Below are 20235 nucleotides of genomic sequence, written 5' to 3'. Positions count from 1 at the left end.
CATCGGAAACTCACTCACAGCGTCAGTTCGAACGAGCGTGCCAGCAAGCCGGGTAGTTTCCAGCCGCCGGTCTGCCGCTCGCCCTCCGTTCCATCGTTCAGCAGCAGTTCCGGCTGGGCGTCGAGACGTTCGAGTTCGCTCGACAGCAAACGGTACAGGCTGTCGTCGAAACGCATCGCGTCGACCGGTGCGACGATCTGGCCGCGTTCGACCCAGAACGTCGCGAAACGCGTCATGCCGGTCAACCGGCAATTCATCCGGTCAGAAAAATTCACGTACCAGAGATTGCCGACATACAGTCCGGTATCGAGTGCGGCAAGGATATCGGCGGCGTCGAGATCGCCGCCAGCCATCGCCAGCGAGTCGGGCGTTTCGCTGGCGAGCGCGCCGTTCGGCGTCAATCCGTATTCGCGCGCGCTACGAGCGTTGGTCAGTTGCCCGGCGTTGCGGCCGTCGTGAATCAACGGCACGCTGTCGCGCTGATAACCGTCTTCGTTGAAGCGCGGCGTGATATTCAGGCTCAGGTCTTCGGTCATCGACACGCGCGAATCGAGCGCGACTTCGCCGCTAAGCAGCCGGTAAAACGGGCTGCGCGCGGTGGCATTCGCGCGCGCGGAAAACCCGCCCCACGACGCCGTGCCGAGCAGTTCCAGCATCGCCGACGGCGCCAAATACGTGCGATACCGCCCCGGCGACAACACGCGCGGCGTGCGTCCAAGCACCGGCAAACGTGCGGCGCCCTGTTCGACCTTCGCGGCGAACACGTCGTCGTCCCAGTGGTCGCCGGTGTACGTGCTTTTGATCGCACGACCGCTCGGGTCGTACAACGACCAGCTAAAGCTGAAGTTGCTGACTTCGTACCAGCCGCGACTGCCGCGCGACGACGCGAAGCCGCGCACCATCGAGCCACCTGCATAGAAGCCGACGAAATCGAGTCCGCGCGCGCTTTCTGTAGCGATCCGCAACAGTGCGTCGGGCGCGGGCAGCTTGCCGCTGCGGCGCGTCGATTGGGTCCATTGGGTGGCGTCGTACAACAGATGCGGGTCGTCGGGCGCATCGCGCAAGCCGTCGCGCAACGTATTCAGCGCATCGGCGATATCGCGCAGATCCGTCGCCGGATCGCCGCATACCGTGAAGCTCGAATACGCCTGCCTGGCGCCGTCGATCAGGCGGACGGTCAGTTTGCCTTGCGACACCTGGCCGATCTGCCGAACCTTGCCACCGTTGAAGCGGATAAAGTCGGATTGCTCCGCCGACAGCCGCGTCAACGCCACTTCGTCGCCGCTGAGCAACGTGTCGATCGCATCGGCGAGCAGCGCGAAATGCGCGTGCCAATCCGGCGACTGCGCGTTCGAGGCGAAATCGAAGCCGCTCGATGCATTGACTGCATTGGTTGTAGTCATCGCGCGCCTCCGAATACATCGACATGCGTGAACACGCACGGCGGCGACGCATGGCCGACGCGCACCATCTGCGTCGGCTCGCCTTTGCCGCACATCGACGTGCCGAACACTTCGCGCATGCCGGCATTGCCGACCGCGCTCAGGCTGCGCCAGAAATTTGCGGATATGCCGCGATAATTCGGTTGCTTGACGATTTGCGTGAGCTTGCCGTTTTCGATCAACTGGCCGAGCTCGCAGCCGAATTGAAACTTGTTGCGGTGATCGTCGATCGACCACGACGTATTGGTTCGCATCAGGATGCCGTGTTCGATGCCGGAAATCATTTCGCCCAGCGTGCTGGTTCCCGGTTCGATATTCAGGTTCGCCATCCGGTCGATCGGCGCGCGATTCCAGCTCGACGCACGCGAATTCGCGACGCCCGCCATCTTTGCGCGCTGTTGCGACAGCGCGCCACCGAGCGGACGTTCGAGCACGCCATCGCGAATCAGATACTGTTTGCGCGCTTCAGTGCCGTCGTCGTCGAATGCGTACGACGCGGCTTCTTCGCGCAACGACGGATCGAATGTCACGTTGAGCAGTTCCGAGCCGTAACGGTAAGTGCCGAACATCTCCGGCTTCACGAAACTCCATCCGGCGAAATTGCGTTCGTCGCCGAGAATCCGGTCGAGTTCGAGCGGATGCCCGATCGATTCGTGAATCTGCAACATCATCTGATCGGGCATCAGCAGAAGGTCGCGCGGACCAGACGGACAGTTCGGCGCGGCCAGCAAGGTCAGCGCGTCGGTGGCGAGCCGCACGCCTGCGCCGTCGAACGCGTAGCGGTCCAGCACTTCGACGCCGCCTTGCGCGAGCGTGCCGTAATTGCCGCCGAGCGTGCGCACCTGCGTGTCGCCGTTCGCGTGCGCCGCGACGCTCATTTCCGGCATGACGAGGCAAAAGCGCTGCTCGATTCGCGCGCCGTCGCTGGTCAGATAGACCTGTTCGGTGCGCGTGATCTGCACGGATGCCGTGCGCTCGACGATCCGGTCGTCGATTTTCGCGGCGGCGCATTCGTGCGCGAGACGCGCGATCCATTCGCCGCGCGTCGGCAGCGGCTGGTCGGCATTGGGCGAGACATACGCGCCGCTGAGCGCTTCGCGCGACACTGCGCGATGGTCGATCAGCGATGCGCCGGCGCTCGCCAGCGCACGTTGCGTCGCGATATCGAGCGCAGCCTGCAAGCCCGCGATGGACAGATCCGTGCTCGCCGCATAGCCCGCGCCCGCGCCGGCCCACGCGGTCAGCATGGCGCCGCGTTCGCGCTGCGTGCGCAGCGGCTGCGTGACGTCGTTGCGCACTTCGTGGTCGTCGATCTGTTCATCGCAAATCCGTAAGGACCAGAACGCCGCGGTGCTCTTCAACGCACGGGCGGCCTGCGTCCAGCGCGATTCACTCATTGCAGCACCTCGGGTTCGTCGTGCTCCGGCGCGATCATCGACGCGGCGAGCAACGACTGCGTATAAGGATGTGACGGCGCATGCAGCACGTCGAGCGTGGCTCCCGTTTCGATCACGCGGCCGTTCTTCATCACGATCACGCGATGCGCCATCGCACGCATCACCGCCAGATCATGGGTGATCAATAGATAACTTAACCGGTACTTCTTCTGCAAGCCCGCCAACAACTTAAGCACCTGTTGCTGGATCGACACATCGAGCGCGCTGGTCGGCTCGTCGAGAATCAGCACTTCCGGTTCGACCGCCAACGCACGCGCGATCGCTATGCGCTGCCGCTGCCCGCCGGAAAACTCGTGCGGATAGCGCAGCATCGATTCTTGCGGCATTCCCACTTCTTCGAGCATCGTCCCCACCCGCGCGCGGCGCGTGCGCGCGTCGATTTCCGGCCGGTGCACCTCGATCCACTCCCCGACGATCTGCTCGACCGTCATGCGCGGCGATAGCGACCCGAACGGGTCCTGAAACACCACCTGCATCCGCGAGTACAACGCGCGGCGCGAGTTCGCTCCACGCAAAGCGGACAACGGCGCGCCGTCGATATGGATATAACCGGCGGCGGGCCGTTGCAGACCGAGCAGCGTCGCCGCCAGCGTCGATTTTCCGGAGCCCGATTCGCCGACCACGCCGAGCGTCTCACCGCGACGCAGCGTCAGATCGACGTCGTGCACTGCGCGAAACGTCGAACCGCTGAACAGCGAGCGCCAGCCTTTCGCGGCCGTCCGGTAATCGACCGCGAGGCCTTGCACCTCGAGCACCCGACGCGCGTGCGGTTCGATCGGCTCGATCTCGCGATGCGGTTCGCTGTCGAGCAAGCGCTGCGTGTAAGGATGCTGCGGCGCTGCGAACAGCGCCTGGGTCGTATTGGTTTCGACCAACACACCCTTTTCCATTACCGCCACGCGTCGGGCGAAGCGGCGCACGAGATTCAGGTCGTGCGTGATCAGCAGCACCGCCATGCCGCGATCGGCGGCTTCCTGTTCCTGAAGCTCGATCAGCAGATCGACGATCTGCTGCCGCACGGTGACGTCGAGCGCGGTAGTGGGTTCGTCGGCGAGCAGCAGGCGCGGACGGCACGCGAGCGCCATCGCGATCATCGCGCGCTGGCGTTGTCCGCCGGATAGTTGATGCGGGTAGCTGTCGATCCGCCGTTCCGGCTCGGGAATGCCGGTACGGCGCAGCAGTTCGATGCCGCGTGCGTGCGCCGCGTTCGGCCGCAAACCTTCGTGCAAACGCAGGCTTTCGGCGATCTGCTGACCGATCGTGAACAGCGGATTGAGCGCGGTCATCGGCTCCTGAAACACCATCGCGACGTCGGCGCCGCGAATCCCGCGCATCTGCTGCTCGGTTTTCTGCAGTAGATCGACGCCGTCGAGACGTATCTCGCCGCTGGTCTGCGCATGTTCGACGAGGCGCAGGATCGACAGCGCGGTGACGCTCTTGCCCGAACCGGATTCGCCGACCAGCGCAACCCGCTCGCCGCGCCCGATCGTCAGGTTCAGTTCGCGAACCGCGACCTTGTTGCCGAAACGGATCGAGAACGTGTCGACTTCCAGCAAAGGCTTGTGCAACGTTGCATCGCTCATCACTTTCCCCCGCCGAACGCCGACCCGCGCGAACGCGTGTCGAGCGCATTGCGCAACGCGTCGCCCATGAACGTCAGCAGCAACAACGTGATCACCAGCGCGGCAAACGCAGATACCGAAATCCACCATGCGTCGAGGTTGTTCTTGCCTTCCTGAAGCAGTTCGCCCAGGCTCGGCGTGGGCGGTGCGACACCCAGCCCCAGAAAGTCCAGACTCGTCAGCGACAGAATCGCGGCGCTCATCCGGAACGGCAGGAAGGTGATCACCGGCGTCATGCTGTTCGGCAGCAGATGACGCCAGATGATCTGCCAGTTGCTCAAACCCATCGTGCGCGCGGCGCGAACGTAATCGAGCGAACGGTTGCGCAGGAACTCGGCGCGCACATAGTCGGACAACACCAGCCAGCCGAACATCGACAGCAGGATAAACAGCAGCCACAAACTCGGCTCGAAGATCGACGCGAAGATGATCAGCAGATACAGGTCCGGCATCGAACTCCATACTTCGATCAGGCGCTGCCCGATCAGGTCGGTGCGGCCGCCGTAAAAGCCTTGCAACGCACCAGCCAGCACGCCCAGCACGATACCCGACACCGTCAGCGCAAGCGCCATCAACACCGACAGCCTGAAGCCGTACAGCAATCGCGACAGCACGTCGCGGCCGTATTGATCGGTGCCGAGCCAGTTGGTCGCGGACGGCGACGCCGGAAACGGCCGCGTCGCGAAGTAATCGATCGTATCGTAGTGGTAGTGATTCGGCGGGTAGATCGCGAAGTTGCCTTTCTCCGTCAACTGCTTGCGGATAAACGGATCGAGATAGTTCGCGCGGGTCGGAAAATCGCCGCCGAACATCGTTTCCGGATAATCCTTCACGATCGGAAAATAGTAATGGCCGTCGTAGCGGACCATCAACGGCCGGTCATTCGCGAGCACTTCGCCGAGCAGGCTCAGCACGAACAGCGTTGCGAACACGATCAGGCTCCAGTAACCGAGCTTCTGCCGGCGGAAACGCTGCCATACGCGTCGCCCAGGCGACACGGACACCGGCAACGCGCCGGGCGGCAGTTCATCGGTCCAGGCTGTTGAATTGGATGCGGGGGTCGACGAGGACATAGCAGACGTCAGCAATGAGTTTGGTCACGAGACCAATCAGCGTGAACAGGAACAGCGAACCCAGCACGACCGGATAGTCGCGGCGGATCACCGAGTCATAAGACAGTTGGCCCATGCCGTCGAGCGAAAACAGTGTTTCGATCAGCAGATTACCGTTCAGGAAGGCGCCGATAAACGCGGCGGGCAGCCCGGTCAGCAAAGGAATCGCGGCGTTGCGCAATACGTGCTTCCACAGCACGTCACGCTTGGGCGCGCCTTTCGCCCGGGCGGTCAGCACGTATTGACGACCAATCTCTTCGAGAAACGTATTCTTGGTCAGGATCGTGACGATCGCGAAGTTGCCCACCACCGACGCCGTCACCGGCAACACGATGTGCCACAGATAATCGAGCACCTTGCCGAACGCGCTGAGTTCGTCGAAGTTATCGGACGTGAGGCCGCGCATCGGGAAGACCTGCCAGAACGTGCCGCCGCCAAACAGCATCAGCAGCAGCACGCCGAACACGAAGCCCGGAATCGCGTAGCCGGTCAGCACCATCACGCTGGTGGCGGTGTCGAAGCGCGATCCGTTGCGCACCGCTTTCGCGATCCCGAGCGGCACCGACACGATGTAGGTCAGCACGACCGTCCATAACCCAAGCGTGATCGACACCGGCAGTTTCGAGCGGATCACCGCCCACACGCTCTGATGGTGATAGTAGGACTGGCCGAGATCGAAACGCGCGTAGTCCCTCAGCATCTTCAGATAGCGCGTCAGCGGCGGTTTGTCGAAGCCGAACTGCTTCCTGATCTGCTCGATCTGCTGCGGATCGACGCCCTGGCTGCCGTGATACGCGTTTCCTCCGCCTCCGCCTTCGCCGCCGCGCTGCTGGCCGTGACGCAACTGCGTCATCATCTGTTCGACCGGGCCGCCCGGCACGAACTGCGTCACGAAGAACGTCAGCGTTACGACGCCGATCAGCGTCGGGATCATCAGCAGCAGACGTTTGACGATGTAGATAAACATAAGCCCCTCACTTCGCCTCGGCGGTGTTGGCCGCAGCGGACGGCGTTTTGCGATACCAGTAGCTGACGATCCAGTCCTCGCCCTGGAAACTGACCGGCGTCACCGACGGGTAGCCGAGCGCGCTTTTGTACGCTATGCGCGTATCCGGCGCGAAATATTCGGGCACCAGGTAATAGCCATTGATCAGCACGCGGTCGAGCGCATGGGTCGCGGTTTCGAGTTCGTTCAGCGTGCTCGCGCGCATCACCGCGCGCACCAGCGCATCGACCGCCGGCGACCTCACGCCCGGATAGTTCTCCGAGCCGACCTGGGACGCCGATGCGCTGCTGAAACGACGCTCCAGTTCGGAACCGGGAATCGTCACGCGCAGATAGATAAAACTCGTCATATCGAAATCGAAGTTGTCGATCCGCTTCTGATACAACGCACTATCTATCTCGCGCATATGCGCATCGATGCCGAGCAGTTGCAGGTTGCGCATATACGCCAGCAGTACGCGATCCATGCCAGGCTGATCGTCGATGATTTCGATCGACATCGGGTTCCCGTGCGCGTCGCGCAACTGGCCGTCGCGCACCGTCCAACCCGCTTCGGCGAGCAGGCCGCGCGCTTCGCGCAGGTTCTCGCGCAACGTGTGCGGCGCAATCGTGTCGGCCTGCCTGACCATTGGACCGAACACGGCCGCCGGCAAACTCGCGCGATACGGGTCGAGCAGCGTGAGCTCGGCATCGGTGGGCACGCCTTGCGCGGCGAACGGGCTATCGTCGAAGTAGCTGTTGGTGCGCCGGTACTGGCCGTAGAAGGTCATCCGGTTCAGCCAGTCGTAGTCGAACGCGAGTGCAAGGGCATGCCGCACCCGCACATCCGAAAACATCGGCCTGCGCGTGTTGAACATCAGCCCCTGCATCTGCGCGCCGTGATCCGGAAACAGTTTGCGCTGCAACGCGCCGTTCTCGAAGTTCTTGCCGATATAACGGCGCGCCCATTGCATCGAACTGTATTCGACCATCACGTCGGTATCGAGCGCTTTCAGCGATTCGAGCTGCGTGTAATGATCGTGATAGAGCTTGAACGCGACGCGCGCGAAGTGGTACATGCCGCGCCGCGACGGCAAATCGGCGGCCCAGTAAGCCGGATTGCGACGGTAGACGATCTGCGTGTCGTTCTTGCGCTGCCCGATCAGATACGGGCCGCTCGACACCGGCGGCACGTTGGTCAACTGATCGAACGCGATGCGCGTGCCGTTGGCTTGCATTGCCCACTTGCGCGAGAAAACCGGCAGGTCGCCTGCGATCAACGGCGCGTCGCGTTCCACGTGCCTGAAGTCGAAGCGCACCCGCGACGGGTCGAGCACCGTGGCGCGGCTGATCACCGCGAACTGCGAGTTGAACAGCGGCGATGCCTGCGGGCTGGTCAGCGTATCGAACGAATACTTGACGTCGTCGGCGGTGATCGGATCGCCGTTCGAAAAGCGCGCTCGCGGGTCGATATGAAACACCGCTGATTTGCCATCCGGCGCCACCTCGACGTCGTCGGCGATCAATGCGTATTCCGACGCGAGTTCGTCCCAACTGCGCTGCATCAGCGTATCGAACATCAAATGCAGAATGTCCGGCGCCGGCGCACCACGCGTCAGGAACGGATTCAGCGAATCGTAGCTTTGCGCTTCGTCGTAGTTCTGGAAAACCAGTGTGCCGTCGGTCGGCGCATTCGGGTCCGCGTAATCGAAATGCGTGAACCCGGACGGATACTTCGGCGCGTCATACTGCGCGATCGACGCCCTCGCGAACGCGGGCGCGGTCGTCAACGGCACGACCAGCAGCCCCGCGGCGAGCGTCATCGCAACTCGCGCCGCGAACGCCGTAACGACGCTCGCGCGCGGGCCTCGAAACCTGTCGGTTGTCATCATGCGTGTCTGGACGCGCATCGGCTCGTAGCCGACGCGCGATGCTTCGAAACCGCGCGGGCAGCGGCGGGTAGCCACCGCTCGCGCGGTTCCGGGTTGAAGGCCGGATGGGTAAATTGCGAAGGCCGGAAGTTCGCGTCGAAGCTGAGCTTATTCGTCGTCGTTACTCGTCGTGGTTACTCGTCGTCGGACGGTGTGGTCTTGAACGAGAACTGAACTTCGCCGACATACGGCTCGGCATTCTTCTCGCACTTGTACGCCTTGCCTGCGGCAATCACGGCTTCGTTGAACACCGATGTCGGCGGCGTGACGCGCATGATCTTCACGTCGCTGACCTTGCCGTCCGTACCGATCGTCAGATGCGCGATCACGTCCGCCGAAATACCGTCCGTCAATGCCTTGCGCGGAATCACCGGCTGCACCGACTGGCAATGACCGCGGCCGTCCACCACGCCATGCAGCGCGGGCGGCGCCGGCGGCGCGGCCGGTGCAGGAGCGGGTGCCGGCGCAGGCGTCGGCGACGCGACTGCCGGAGCGTTCGGAGCCGGATTCGCCGTGGGCTGGATCACCGGCTGCGGCGTCGGTCGCGGCGGCGGCGGCGTCGGGGTCGGCTTCGGTATTTCGTGCTTCGGCTGCGCTTTTGGCGGCGCCGGCGGCGGCTCCAGCTTCTTCACCTCGGGCGGCGGCGGTGGCGGAGGCGGCGGCGCAATCTGCACGCGCATCTCCTTCGGCGGCGGAGGCGGCGGCGGCTGGAACTTCATGTGCGATACGCCCAGAATCACCAGCGCCTCGACCAGCACCGCAACGCCGATCGCCAGCTTCATGGGCATGCGACCGTGATGCGCCGGCGTCGTCGATGCCCAGAGTGCGCCGTCCAGGCGGTTTTGCGGATCTTTCATGTCGATGGCCGGTGAACTCATGTCGTCGGGTTCGTGGCCAATGCAACCGAACTGATGCCCGCCGCGCGCACCAGGTCCATCACCTTGACGATATTCTTGTAGCTCGTGCCTTCGTCGCCGGCAATCGCGACATCCACTTTCTTCGAGTCGTGAACCAGACCTTGCAGACGCGCGGTCAGTTCTTCCGGCGTCACGGGCTTCGAATCCAGATAGATTTCATCCGTCTTCGTCACGCCGATCGATAGCTTGACGGTCTGCTGCAACTGCTCGGCGGTGCTCGATTGCGGCAGGTCGAGCTTGATGCCTGTGCCCTGGATCATCTTCAGCGTCGCGAGCATGAAGAACACCAGCAGGAACATCATGATGTCGATCATCGGGATGATCTCGATGCGCGCTTTCTCTTCACCGCCGAGGTAATGGCTGCGATGGTTTCGCATGGTCCGTCTCCTTGAGTGAGGGCGTCAGACTGCGAAGCGCGATACGAGCAACGACTTGATGAGGTCGAACTGGTTGACCGTCATCCGGATACGCTTGTTGAAGTAGTTCAGGAAGATCACGCAGATGATCGCGATGGTCAGCCCGCACGCGGTGGCCGTCAGTGCGTGACCGATGCCGCCCGTCACACCGTTCGGGTTCGCGGTGCCGCTGGTGCCGAGCACGTTGAACGATTCGACCATGCCGATGATCGTGCCAAGCAGACCCAGCAACGGGCCGAGCGTCACGGCCGTGTCGAGAATCCACAGGTTACGGTCGAGACGCGGCAACTGGAACATGATCGTTTCCTCGATCTCGCGTTCGACCACGGCTTCGCTCTTGCCCTTCACTTTCATCGCCGACTTCACGAGTTCGCCTTGCACGGTCTGCTTGTAGTGCTCGGCCACTTTGGCGGCATCGTCGGGATTGGCTGCATCGACGAGTTTCAGGTCATGTTCGAGGGTCCTGCCGGCACGCACGGCACGCGAGAAGAACATGAATCGTTCGATGATGATCGCGATGCCGAGCAGGAAGATGAACGCGAGGAGAGGGATCAGACCCATCGACTGGATCGAGTAGTTAATGAGGGTATTCAGCACTGCGGACTCCGGTTAGTACGGGCTCAAGCGGCCGTTGAATAACGGTGGGTATCGAGATGCCGGCTGCCTTATGGGTCGCCAGCTAAAAAGGCCTGCCAGCAATGCAAAGCCCGTACCAGGTCGAGTGTCTGATTGCTCCGTAAAGACGTCGCCAACCCCTTACACGGAACGCTTTGCCTTTTATTTCATGGCCTTACGTAGCGTAACAAAAACTCGCATCCCGAAGGCTTGCGTGGCGCTCGCGCACGCGTATATCAAAACAAATTGATTTCGGTAATGGCGTAAAGCCGCTTTCGAAGACTTTCCCTGGCAAGGTCTTTAATTCGCCATTGCCGAAATGGTGCGAAAAATCGCAATTGAAATGCTTTGGTGCAACGCCCAATACGACATAGCCAACTTTATTACATGTATCGTTCTTTTTACTTTCTGTTGTCTTACACCCTAAACACCAATTGCAGACCAATCCCCGACCCAAAAAAGCTTCGCGCAACGCGAAGCCATCTTACCGATCATTTCATTACATTTATTACTTAGCGTTTTTAAGGCATCTTAATTGCCCAGAATTAGGGAATCTCATTGCGTTTGATCCATCTTTATTTAATGCACCAATTCGGAATTAACGCATTCGCGCGGTGCGAATTTCGCACCAATCGTAACAACAACGAACCACCGGCCTGTATTCTTTTTTAATTGAAATTTTCTCGTGTTCTGTTACACGCACGAGGAGAGCTTTATTTCCAGGCATTACCCGCGTAACAAAATTTTTCGTAAGTCTTAATTCCTAAGCAAATCAATCGCTTCGATGCATTTGCGGAGGCCGCTCAAGGCCTTTCCGACGGTCCGCGACCTCACACATGGCATATCTCGTGCTCTTGCTGCGCTCGCTTCAAGACCAAGGCGCGCGTCCGACACGATCGGCGACGCACCCTGGACGGGATGTGCGGGACGGCGCGGGGATGCGCCGGACAGCGAAGAACTCGCTGACGTCAACGCACGGCAGCGCATGCGCAACTCGCGCCTGCGTTTGCGTGATCGTTCAACGGAAGTGGCCTTAACAACAAGAAGGAGCGGAAGTGAAACAAAAGCGATTGGCCTCAGCCATCAAAAGAATCATCGGAGCCGAACTGGTGTTGACAGCGGCGTTCGTCCCGCTGGCACACGCACAAAGCCAACCTGATACAGCGGCCGTTCCGACGGCCGCAAGCACGCCAGCGGCGACTCCCCCCGCCGTCAGCAAGCTCGAAAAAGTAGAAGTCACCGGTTCGCTGATCCGCACATCGGACAAGACCGGCAACGTCGAAGTCCAGACCGTTACAGCAAGGGAAATCCAGCAAAGCGGCTACACGACCGTGGCCGACTTCCTGCGCGGCATGTCTGCCAACTCCGCTTCCAGTTGGGGTTCCACCACGATGAACGGCACGGCGCCGGGCGGCTCGGGGATCGCATTGCGCGGTCTGTCCGAGAAGTACACGCTGGTGCTGGTCGACGGCCAACGCGTCGCGAACTACGCACAGGCGGTGAACTTCACCGACACGTTCTTCGACGTCAACACGGTCCCGCTGAACATCGTCGATCACATCGAAGTCGTGAAGACGGGCGCCGTGTCCGAATACGGTTCCGACGCGATTGCCGGCGTGGTCAACATCATCACGAAGAAGAACTTCCAGGGTCTTCAGATCGACGGGCAGCTCGGCAAGGCACAGCATCCGGGTGACGGTCAGGGCAACTTCAGCGTGCTCGGCGGCTTCGGCAACCTGAACTCGGATCGTTTCAACGTGACGGCAGCCGCCAGCTACTATCGCGATTCCGGTTCGACGCTCGACCAGCGCGACATGACCAAAAACGAAGACTTCAGTCAGTTCCCTGGTGGGTCGGCTGGTCCTCTGGGTCCGAATCAGCAGTCATTCTGGCAACTGCCCGACGGCTCGACCGCCGCGTTGAGCCCATGCCCTCCGGGCAGCACTAACGCGGCGGGCGCATCGTGCGTGTACAAGAACGCGAACACGTACTCGCTGATTCCGCAGACGACGCGTATGAACGCGAAGGTGCGTGGCACCTTCAAGATCAACGACGACATACAGGCTTACGCCGACCTGTGGGCGAGCCGCAACGAGACGGTCCAGTATTTCGGCAGCCCAGCCATCAGCAGCACGTCGAACGTGTTCAATCCGCTGACCGGCTCGGTGTCGCAACTCGACCGCACGGTGTCGGCGCTGAATCCGTACAACCCGTACGGTGTCGATACGCCGATCAACCTGACCTTCCCGGGCGTTGCGCAGCGCGCAGACACGGTATCGACGTTCTGGAAGGCGTCGACGGGCGTGAAGGGTTCGTTCACCACGGCGAAGATCGGCGACTGGGACTGGTCGGTGGACTATGGTCATTCGCAGAGCACGGTCGACACGACGTACTCGAACATGATCAACACGGCCGCGCTTGAAAACATCCTCGGCCCGAACGGCGGCTACAACTTCGCGAACCCGGCATCGACACCGAACGGTCTGAACGGCCTGTTCCAGAACGACAACCAGCAGGCGATCTCGAAGCTCGACAGCGTGACGGCGAAGACCTCGACCGGCAATCTGTTCAACCTTCCGGCTGGCCCGGTCGGCATGGGTTTCGGTACGGAATTCCGTCACGAAAGCTCGCTGATCAACCCGCGCACGTACTCGTCGCAAGGGATCGTCGTGCCGGCGAACGTTCAGTCCGTCGACGGCGAACGCAACATCGCGGCCGTGTATTACCAGATCGATATTCCGATCATCCACAACCTGACGTTCACGCAAGCGGGCCGCTACGACCACTATAGCGATTTCGGCGGCGCGTTCTCGCCGAACTTCGCACTGCGCTTCCAGCCGGTCCAGATGCTGACGACGTACGCGTCGTACAGCCGTGGTTTCCGCGCGCCGACGCTGGTCGAAAACTCGCAGGCAACCTACCTGGCTCACCAGAACCTCGTCGACCCGAACGACCCGAGCGGCGTGCCGACCAAGCACTTCACGACGGAACAGATCAACGGCAATCCGAACCTCCAACCGGAGCACACCAAGAACTACAACATCGGCTTCGAACTGTCGCCGGATGCGTCGACCGATATCGGTGCAGCGTTCTACAAGATTCATATCGACGGCGTAATCGGTACCGACGATCCGAATGCCGTGCTGGATGCCAACGACCCGTCAAGGGTCGTGCGCAATCCCGACGGCACGGTCCGCTACATCGCGCAACAGTTCGTCAACCTCGGCTCGCTGGACACCGACGGCTTCGATATGAACTTCCGCAAATCGGTCGGCACGAAGTACGGCACGTTCACGCTGTCGGGCGACTGGGCGTACGTGTGGCACTTCAAGCTGAACAGCCCGGGCTCTGCAACGCAGGACTTCGCGGGTAACAACCTCGCGCTGCTGCAACCGTTCGGTGCGTCGAATCCCCGCTGGAAGGGCAACACGAACCTGACGTGGGATTACCGCAAGATGACCACGACGCTGAGCTGGCAGTACACGGGTCCGTACACCAACGCGGTGGCAGCCGAGTTCGGCGACGGTGGGACGGGTTCGGTGGCGTCGTATAGCCAGTTCAACCTGATGATGACGTATCGCGGCTTCAAGAACTGGACGATCTATGGTGGCATCCAGAACATCTTCGACAGGGCGCCGCCGTTCGACGTGGAGTGGCAAGCCACGCCGGACATCACCGGCTACGACCAGTCGCTGTACACGAATCTGGGCCGCTTCTTCCAGATCGGTGCGAGCTACCGCTTCTGATCGTCGCAGCGGGCTTTATCGCAGGACCGTAGGTCTCCTCTTGCCTCTTCTTCGTTGTTGAAGAGGATTGGCGGCGGTGCCTCGTGCACCGCCAGCTTTTTTGCTTTACGGATGCCACTTGAAACACGCAATGAAACCGATTCACGCCACCCGGGCGGCGTTGGCCGCGTTGGCGCTCGCCCTTCTCTCTCCCGCCCACGCCGTGACGATCCCGCCCGGCGTCACGCTCGCAGCCAACCAGGAACTCACGCGGCAAACACCCGTCGAGGCAGAATCGATCGACCCTGCGCATATCGAATCCTGGGCCGCGAATACCATCGGACTCGACCTGTTCGAAGGCTTGACGCGCATCGCCGCCGACGGTGCGGTGGTGCCGGGCGTCGCCCAATCGTGGAGCCGCGGCGCGCCCGATACATGGGTCTTCAAGCTGCGCCACAACGCACGCTGGAGCAATGGCGAGCCGGTCACGGCCGCCGATTTCGTCTATTCATGGCAACGCGTGGTCGATCCGAAAACCGCCTCGAAATACACCATCCTGGTGGAGTTCGTGAAGAACGCGAAGGCCATTCTGGCGGGCAAGGCGCCGCTCTCCAGTCTCGGCGTACGCGCGGTCGATCCGTACACGCTAGAGGTCAAAACCGAAGACCCGACCGCGTTCTTTCCGCAACTGACCGCCATGTCGACGATGGCGCCGGTGAACCGCGCGACGGTCGCGAAATACGGCGACGAGTGGACCCGGGCCGGCCACATGGTCAGCGACGGTGCGTATGCGTTGAGCGACTGGCAACCGGGCAACCGTCTCGTGATGGTGAAGAACGACAAGTACTGGGATGCGAGCAAGGTCGCGATCACGAAAGTCACCTATCTGCCGATCGAAAGCGACGAAACGGCAATGCGGATGTATCAGGCCGGCCAGTTTGATTACACGTATTCGATTCCGTCCGGCATCTATAACCAGGTCAGCAAGCAGTTCGGCTCCGAACTGAAGACCGGGATGTTTATCGCCACCTACTACTACTCGCTGAACAACGCCGACCCGGCCTTCAAGGACAAGCGCGTGCGCGAGGCGCTGTCGATGGTGATCGACCGCAACCTGCTGACGTCTAAACTGACCGCAAGCGGCGAGTTGCCGCTGTACGGCCTGATTGCAAAAGGCACGCAAGGCGCGGCGCAATTCCAGCCCGACTGGGCCGCGTGGCCGATGGCGAAACGCATCGAAACCGCGCGAGACCTGCTGAAACAGGCGGGCTATTCCGCTGCAAAGCCGTTGACGTTCACGCTGACATACAACACCAACGACCTGCACAAGAAGGTCGCACTATTCACGACGTCGGAATGGCGCACCAAGCTCGGCGTCAACGTGAAGCTCGAAAACGTCGAGAACCGCGTGCTGCTGAAAATGCGCCACGACGGCAAGGTGCAGGCGTCGCGCGACGGCTGGTTCGTCGACTACAACGACGCGATGTCGTTCTTCGACCTGATCCGCTGCAACAGCGTGCAGAACGACCAGCACTACTGCAATCCGAAGGTCGATGCGTTGATCGATCAGGCGAACCAGCAGATGGACGAAGCGAAGCGCACCGCGATGCTAACGCAGGCGCACGACATCGCGATGAACGACTATCCGCTGATTCCGATGTTCCAGTACTCGGCGGTGCGGCTCGTGAAATCGTACGTGGGCGGCTATTCGCCGACCAACTACGTCGATCAGCGGCAGTCGCAGGACATGTACATCATCAAGCACTGAGCGCAAGGAGCCTTGCCATGCTGGCTTATACATTGCGCCGCGCGTTATGGGCGATCCCGACGATTCTCGCCGTGATCACCGCGTGCTACCTGCTGCTGCACCTGACGCCCGGCGGCCCGTTCGATTCGGAGAAGCATCTGTCGGCGGCCGTGCTTGCCAATCTCGACGCGAAATATCACATCGATCAGCCGCTGTGGAAGCAGTATTTGCTGTACATCGACTCGCTGCTGCACGGCGATCTCGGCGCGTCGTTCCGTTACACGGATTGGTCGGTCAGCGAACTGGTGTGGAAAGCCCTACCGGTCAGCCTCGGCGTCGGCGGCATTTCGGTACCGATCGCGCTGGTGATCGGTGTGGCGCTCGGCACGGTTGCGGCAGTGCGCCGCAATGGCGTGATCGACTACGGCGTGATGTTGCTCGGCAATCTCGGCAGTGTGGTGCCGCCATTCATCCTCGGCCCCGTGCTGGTGTGGGTCTTCGCGATCCTGATCAAGCGCGGCGAGCATGGTCTGCTGCCCGCTGGCGGTTGGGGCGATGGCGACTGGCACTACCGCGTATTGCCGATCGTACTGCTCGTGATTATCAACGTATCGACGATTGCGCGCGTGATGCGCGGCAGCATGATCGAAGTGCTGTCCGGCAACTTCATCCGGACCGCGCGCGCGAAAGGTCTGGCCGGGCGCACCATCGTCTTGCGTCATGCGCTGAAACCGGCGCTGATGCCGGTCGTATCGCTACTCGGCTCGCTGTGCATTTCGTCGATCACCGCTGCGGTCGTCACCGAATCCGTATTCGCACTGCCCGGTCTCGGGCAACTGGTCGTGAACGGCGCGATCAATCGCGACTACACGCTGGTGCTCGGTCTGGTCGCATTGATCACGGCATTCGCGGTCCTGTTCAATCTGCTGGTCGATCTTGCTTACGCATGGCTCGATCCGCGCATCCGGTACTGACATGAAGATTCGTCTATTCAACCTGGCCGCGCGTGCGTTCGTCGCGCCGCCGGCCGATGCGGCGTCCGCAGGCGGCTGTCTGTCCGGCGGCATCGTCACGAAGGCTGCGCGCGGACCGTTCGCGATTGCCGGCATGCGCTTTTTGCGTAATCGCGCGGCATTTGCAAGTCTCGTGATCCTGCTGCTGATCGTCGTCGCATGCTTTGCGGGGCCGCTGTTTCTGCCCAACAATCCGGTCGACAGCGACTGGGGATCGATCAGTCTGCCGCCGTCGTGGCTCGGCATGCATCTGTTCGGTACCGACGAACTCGGTCGCGACCTGCTCGCGCGCACGCTGGTGGGCGGGCGCGTATCGCTCGAAGTCGGGTTGCTCGGCACGCTGGTGTCCGGACTGATCGGCGTCGCGTGGGGCGCGACAGCCGGCTTCATGGGCGGACGCGTCGATGCCGTTATGATGCGCGTCGTCGACGTGATGTACGCGATTCCGTACATGCTGATCGCGATCATGATGATGACGCTGTTCGGCCGCGCGTTCTATCTGGTCGTGCTGACCATCAGCGCGTTTTCGTGGCTCGATATGGCGCGCGTGGTGCGCGGTCAGACGCTGTCGCTGCGTTCGCGCGAATTCGTCGACGCGGCGCGTGCGACTGGCGTCAGCACCCGCGCCATCATCGCGCGGCATATCGTGCCGAACCTGATCGGCGTGGTGGTCGTGTATGCCACGGTCACAGTGCCGTCGATCGTGCTGACGGAATCAGTGCTGTCGTTTCTCGGACTCGGCGTCCAGGAGCCGATGACGAGTTGGGGCGTGCTGATCGAAGACGGTGCCCAAAAACTCGAATCAATGCCGTGGCTGCTGCTCTGCCCTGCCGTCATGCTGTGCGTGACGCTTTATTGCGTGAACTTCGTCGGCGACGGTTTGCGCGACGCTCTCGACCCCAAGGATCATTGACATGGCGCTGCTCGAAGTGAAGGACCTGAGTGTGCGCTTCACGCGCCGCGAAGGACCGCCGGTCGATGCGGTCCAACGCGTGTCGTTTTCGCTCGACGCGGGCAGCACGCTGGGTATCGTCGGCGAATCGGGGTCGGGCAAGAGTCAGACCGTGATGGCGCTGCTCGGTTTGCTGTCGTCGAACGGCAGCGTGTCGGGCACCGCACTGTATCGTGGCAAAGACGGCGGCGATCTGCTGACGATGAACAACGCAGCGCTGAACAGGATTCGCGGCAACCGGATCGGCATGGTGTTTCAGGACCCGATGACGGCGCTCAATCCGTTTTTGACCATTGAACGGCAGATGACGGAATCGCTGCAATTGCACAAGAAGCTGTCGCGTCGCGAAGCGCGTCGGCGCGCCATCGAGGTGCTCGACACGGTGCGGATTCCCGATGCCGCACGCCGCATCGGCATGTATCCGCATGAGTTTTCCGGTGGTATGCGGCAGCGCGTGATGATTGCGATGGCGTTGCTGTCCGAACCGGAAATTTTGATTGCCGACGAACCGACTACCGCGCTCGACGTCACCGTTCAGGCGCAAATCATCGAATTGCTGCGCGAACTGAATCGCGAGCGCGGCACGGCAATCGTCCTCATCACGCACGACATGGGTGTGGTCGCCGGTTTGTGCGATACCGTCGTGGTGATGTACGCAGGGCGCACGGTCGAGCAGGCAGACGCGCGTGCGCTGTTCGCCGCGCCGACCCATCCGTACACGATCGGCCTGCTGAACGCGCTGCCGCGCATCACCGACGACGACCGCCCGTTGCAAACCATTCCGGGCAATCCGCCTTTGCCGGGGCAAATCGGCGCGGGTTGCGCGTTCGCACCGCGTTGTTCGTTTGCAGACGATACTTGCCGCACCACTGTGCCGTCGCTCGATGCGCGTAGCGATCTGGCGGGTGCATTGCGCGCGTGCCACCGTCCGGTTTCAGCCATTCTGGAGGCCGTTCGATGAACCAGCATTCCGCTTGCAACAGTACCGAACCGCTGCTGTCGGTGAACGAACTGAAGGTGCATTTCAGCGTGCCGCGCGGCAAATTACCGTGGTCTGGCAAGGCCACGCTGCGCGCTGTCGACGGCGTGTCGTTCGATGTACGGCGCGGCGAAACTGTCGGGCTGGTGGGTGAATCCGGCTGCGGCAAGTCCACGCTCGCGCGCGCGATCGTCGGTCTTGCGCCTGCGTCGGGCGGCAGCGTCAAGCTTCATGGCGTCGAAACCGTGCAAGGCGCGAAGCGCGATCTCGGCATCTTGCGGCGCGACGTGCAGATGATCTTTCAGGACCCGCTGGCGTCGCTCGATCCGCGCATGACGATCGAGCAGATCGTCGCGGAGCCGTTGATCACGCATCGGCCCGATGTCGCGCGCGCCGATGTGCGCGCTCGCGTGCTGACCATCCTCGAACGCGTCGGCCTGAATGCGCAGCATCTGCGGCGCTATCCGCATGAGTTTTCGGGCGGGCAATGTCAGCGCGTCGGAATTGCACGGGCATTGATCAGCGAGCCGCAACTCGTGATCTGCGATGAACCGGTGTCCGCGCTCGACGTGTCGATTCAAGCGCAAATCGTTAATCTATTGCGCGACTTGCAACGCGAACTGTCGTTGTCGCTGCTGTTCGTCGCACACGATCTGGCCGTGGTGAAAGCAATCAGCCATCGCGTGATGGTGATGTATATGGGGCGCGTGATAGAGTTCGGCGAAAAACGCGCGCTGTACGCGGCACCTGCGCATCCCTATACCCGTGCATTGCTGTCGGCCGTACCGGTTCCCGACCCGACCGTCGAGCGCGCGCGACGGCATCTGCTGCTTCAAGGCGAGATTCCGTCGCCCTTGCAACCGCCGTCGGGATGCGCGTTCCGCACGCGCTGCCCCGCCGCGATCGACGCATGCGGCGAGGCGCAACCGCAAGCGGTTTCCCAGCAAGGTGATGCACGGCGGGTTGCGTGCATCCGGGTTCCCGTTCCTACCGAATAGCGCCTCTCTCACGGGCGGGAGTTCAACAACCGGGATAGCGGCGAAAGCCCACGCTCGACCGGCCCGAACTGATGGTCAGAATGCGCCCGGTGCGCGTGCCCCGCACATTGCCCGTCGTGCTCAGTCCCGATGAAGTGCGTCGTCTCATCGAGGCGGCCGGCAACCTCAAGCACCAGCCTGGTGATGGGCCAAAAGCAAAAAGCCCGTTCAAGTTCCCATGAAGGGCTTTGTCTGGCGGAGTGGACGGGACTCGAACCCGCGCCCCCCGGCCCGACAGGCCGTATCATATAGGCTGCGACGCCGGACTGGCATCGCGTGTGACTCT

The 20235-nt window shown here is 61.9% G+C and carries 15 protein-coding genes and 1 pseudogene; 7 read left to right on the top strand and 9 right to left on the bottom strand.

All coding sequences use genetic code 11. The annotated features are described in order from the left end of the window. Nucleotides 1-14: 14 nt before the first annotated feature. The 9 genes from OKW44_RS36565 to OKW44_RS36525 form a co-directional block, all read right to left on the bottom strand. Nucleotides 15-1403 carry a TldD/PmbA family protein gene (locus OKW44_RS36565; RefSeq protein ID WP_018417504.1) on the bottom strand — a complete coding sequence of 463 codons (1389 nt, stop codon included), beginning with the start codon at nt 1401-1403 and terminating at the stop codon, nt 15-17. Then, complete coding sequence (locus OKW44_RS36560) at nt 1400-2839, bottom strand: TldD/PmbA family protein (protein ID WP_018417503.1); 1440 nt, start codon at nt 2837-2839, stop codon at nt 1400-1402. Before OKW44_RS36560 ends, OKW44_RS36565 begins: the two co-directional genes overlap by 4 nt. After that, entirely contained in the window at nt 2836-4482 is a 1647-nt protein-coding gene (locus OKW44_RS36555) for an ABC transporter ATP-binding protein (protein WP_018417502.1), read from the bottom strand. The genes OKW44_RS36560 and OKW44_RS36555 overlap by 4 nt, the downstream gene beginning before the upstream one ends. Beyond that, on the bottom strand, nt 4482-5594 hold the full coding sequence (locus OKW44_RS36550) for an ABC transporter permease (RefSeq protein WP_026225292.1): 1113 nt from the start codon (nt 5592-5594) through the stop codon (nt 4482-4484). Before OKW44_RS36550 ends, OKW44_RS36555 begins: the two co-directional genes overlap by 1 nt. Continuing rightward, on the bottom strand, nt 5548-6600 hold the full coding sequence (locus OKW44_RS36545) for a microcin C ABC transporter permease YejB (RefSeq protein WP_018417500.1): 1053 nt from the start codon (nt 6598-6600) through the stop codon (nt 5548-5550). Before OKW44_RS36545 ends, OKW44_RS36550 begins: the two co-directional genes overlap by 47 nt. Nucleotides 6601-6607: 7 nt before the next feature. Beyond that, complete coding sequence (locus tag OKW44_RS36540; RefSeq protein ID WP_429412534.1) at nt 6608-8527, bottom strand: extracellular solute-binding protein; 1920 nt, start codon at nt 8525-8527, stop codon at nt 6608-6610. Nucleotides 8528-8682: 155 nt separating this feature from the next. Further along, a complete protein-coding gene (locus OKW44_RS36535) occupies nt 8683-9426 on the bottom strand; it encodes an energy transducer TonB (protein WP_018417498.1) in 744 nt (247 codons plus the stop codon). Beyond that, nucleotides 9423-9842, bottom strand: a complete 420-nt coding sequence (locus tag OKW44_RS36530) for an ExbD/TolR family protein (protein WP_018417497.1) — start codon at nt 9840-9842, stop codon at nt 9423-9425. Before OKW44_RS36530 ends, OKW44_RS36535 begins: the two co-directional genes overlap by 4 nt. A gap of 24 nt (nt 9843-9866) precedes the next feature. Continuing rightward, on the bottom strand, nt 9867-10478 hold the full coding sequence (locus OKW44_RS36525; RefSeq protein ID WP_018417496.1) for a MotA/TolQ/ExbB proton channel family protein: 612 nt from the start codon (nt 10476-10478) through the stop codon (nt 9867-9869). A gap of 1073 nt (nt 10479-11551) precedes the next feature. Between OKW44_RS36525 and OKW44_RS36520 the strand changes: the two genes are divergently transcribed. The 7 genes and pseudogenes from OKW44_RS36520 to OKW44_RS36490 all read left to right on the top strand — a co-directional run. Next, on the top strand, nt 11552-14242 hold the full coding sequence (locus tag OKW44_RS36520) for a TonB-dependent receptor plug domain-containing protein (RefSeq protein ID WP_026225291.1): 2691 nt from the start codon (nt 11552-11554) through the stop codon (nt 14240-14242). Between the two features lie 130 nt (nt 14243-14372). Beyond that, nucleotides 14373-15989: a peptide ABC transporter substrate-binding protein gene (locus OKW44_RS36515; protein ID WP_018417494.1), complete on the top strand. Its 1617-nt coding sequence runs from the start codon at nt 14373-14375 to the stop codon at nt 15987-15989. Nucleotides 15990-16006: 17 nt separating this feature from the next. Further along, the gene (locus tag OKW44_RS36510) at nt 16007-16942 is read left to right on the top strand and encodes an ABC transporter permease subunit (protein ID WP_018417493.1); all 936 of its coding nucleotides are present in this window, start codon (nt 16007-16009) and stop codon (nt 16940-16942) included. A gap of 1 nt (nt 16943) precedes the next feature. Next, nucleotides 16944-17894 carry an ABC transporter permease subunit gene (locus OKW44_RS36505; RefSeq protein WP_018417492.1) on the top strand — a complete coding sequence of 317 codons (951 nt, stop codon included), beginning with the start codon at nt 16944-16946 and terminating at the stop codon, nt 17892-17894. 1 nt (nt 17895) lies between these two features. Further along, on the top strand, nt 17896-18894 hold the full coding sequence (locus OKW44_RS36500; protein ID WP_018417491.1) for an ABC transporter ATP-binding protein: 999 nt from the start codon (nt 17896-17898) through the stop codon (nt 18892-18894). Continuing rightward, entirely contained in the window at nt 18891-19910 is a 1020-nt protein-coding gene (locus OKW44_RS36495) for an ABC transporter ATP-binding protein (RefSeq protein ID WP_018417490.1), read from the top strand. Before OKW44_RS36500 ends, OKW44_RS36495 begins: the two co-directional genes overlap by 4 nt. Before the next feature lie 50 nt (nt 19911-19960). Continuing rightward, nucleotides 19961-20086 (top strand): annotated as a pseudogene (locus OKW44_RS36490) (integrase); the annotation flags it as partial. Nucleotides 20087-20235: the final 149 nt, after the last annotated feature.

The organism is Paraburkholderia lebeckiae (assembly GCF_050436325.1).
Taxonomy (GTDB): Bacteria; Pseudomonadota; Gammaproteobacteria; order Burkholderiales; family Burkholderiaceae; genus Paraburkholderia; species Paraburkholderia tuberum.
This window is presented reverse-complemented; position numbering and strand designations above follow the sequence as displayed.

Bases quoted from the DNA above. Each gene is read 5' to 3' on its own strand.
- OKW44_RS36565 (WP_018417504.1), bottom strand. From the start codon at position 1,403: ATGACTACAACCAATGCAGTCAATGCATCGAGCGGCTTCGATTTCGCC.
- OKW44_RS36560 (WP_018417503.1), bottom strand. From the start codon at position 2,839: ATGAGTGAATCGCGCTGGACGCAGGCCGCCCGTGCGTTGAAGAGCACC.
- OKW44_RS36555 (WP_018417502.1), bottom strand. From the start codon at position 4,482: ATGAGCGATGCAACGTTGCACAAGCCTTTGCTGGAAGTCGACACGTTC.
- OKW44_RS36550 (WP_026225292.1), bottom strand. From the start codon at position 5,594: ATGTCCTCGTCGACCCCCGCATCCAATTCAACAGCCTGGACCGATGAA.
- OKW44_RS36545 (WP_018417500.1), bottom strand. From the start codon at position 6,600: ATGTTTATCTACATCGTCAAACGTCTGCTGCTGATGATCCCGACGCTG.
- OKW44_RS36540 (WP_429412534.1), bottom strand. From the start codon at position 8,527: ATGCGCGTCCAGACACGCATGATGACAACCGACAGGTTTCGAGGCCCG.
- OKW44_RS36535 (WP_018417498.1), bottom strand. From the start codon at position 9,426: ATGAGTTCACCGGCCATCGACATGAAAGATCCGCAAAACCGCCTGGAC.
- OKW44_RS36530 (WP_018417497.1), bottom strand. From the start codon at position 9,842: ATGCGAAACCATCGCAGCCATTACCTCGGCGGTGAAGAGAAAGCGCGC.
- OKW44_RS36515 (WP_018417494.1), top strand. From the start codon at position 14,373: ATGAAACCGATTCACGCCACCCGGGCGGCGTTGGCCGCGTTGGCGCTC.
- OKW44_RS36510 (WP_018417493.1), top strand. From the start codon at position 16,007: ATGCTGGCTTATACATTGCGCCGCGCGTTATGGGCGATCCCGACGATT.
- OKW44_RS36505 (WP_018417492.1), top strand. From the start codon at position 16,944: ATGAAGATTCGTCTATTCAACCTGGCCGCGCGTGCGTTCGTCGCGCCG.
- OKW44_RS36500 (WP_018417491.1), top strand. From the start codon at position 17,896: ATGGCGCTGCTCGAAGTGAAGGACCTGAGTGTGCGCTTCACGCGCCGC.
- OKW44_RS36495 (WP_018417490.1), top strand. From the start codon at position 18,891: ATGAACCAGCATTCCGCTTGCAACAGTACCGAACCGCTGCTGTCGGTG.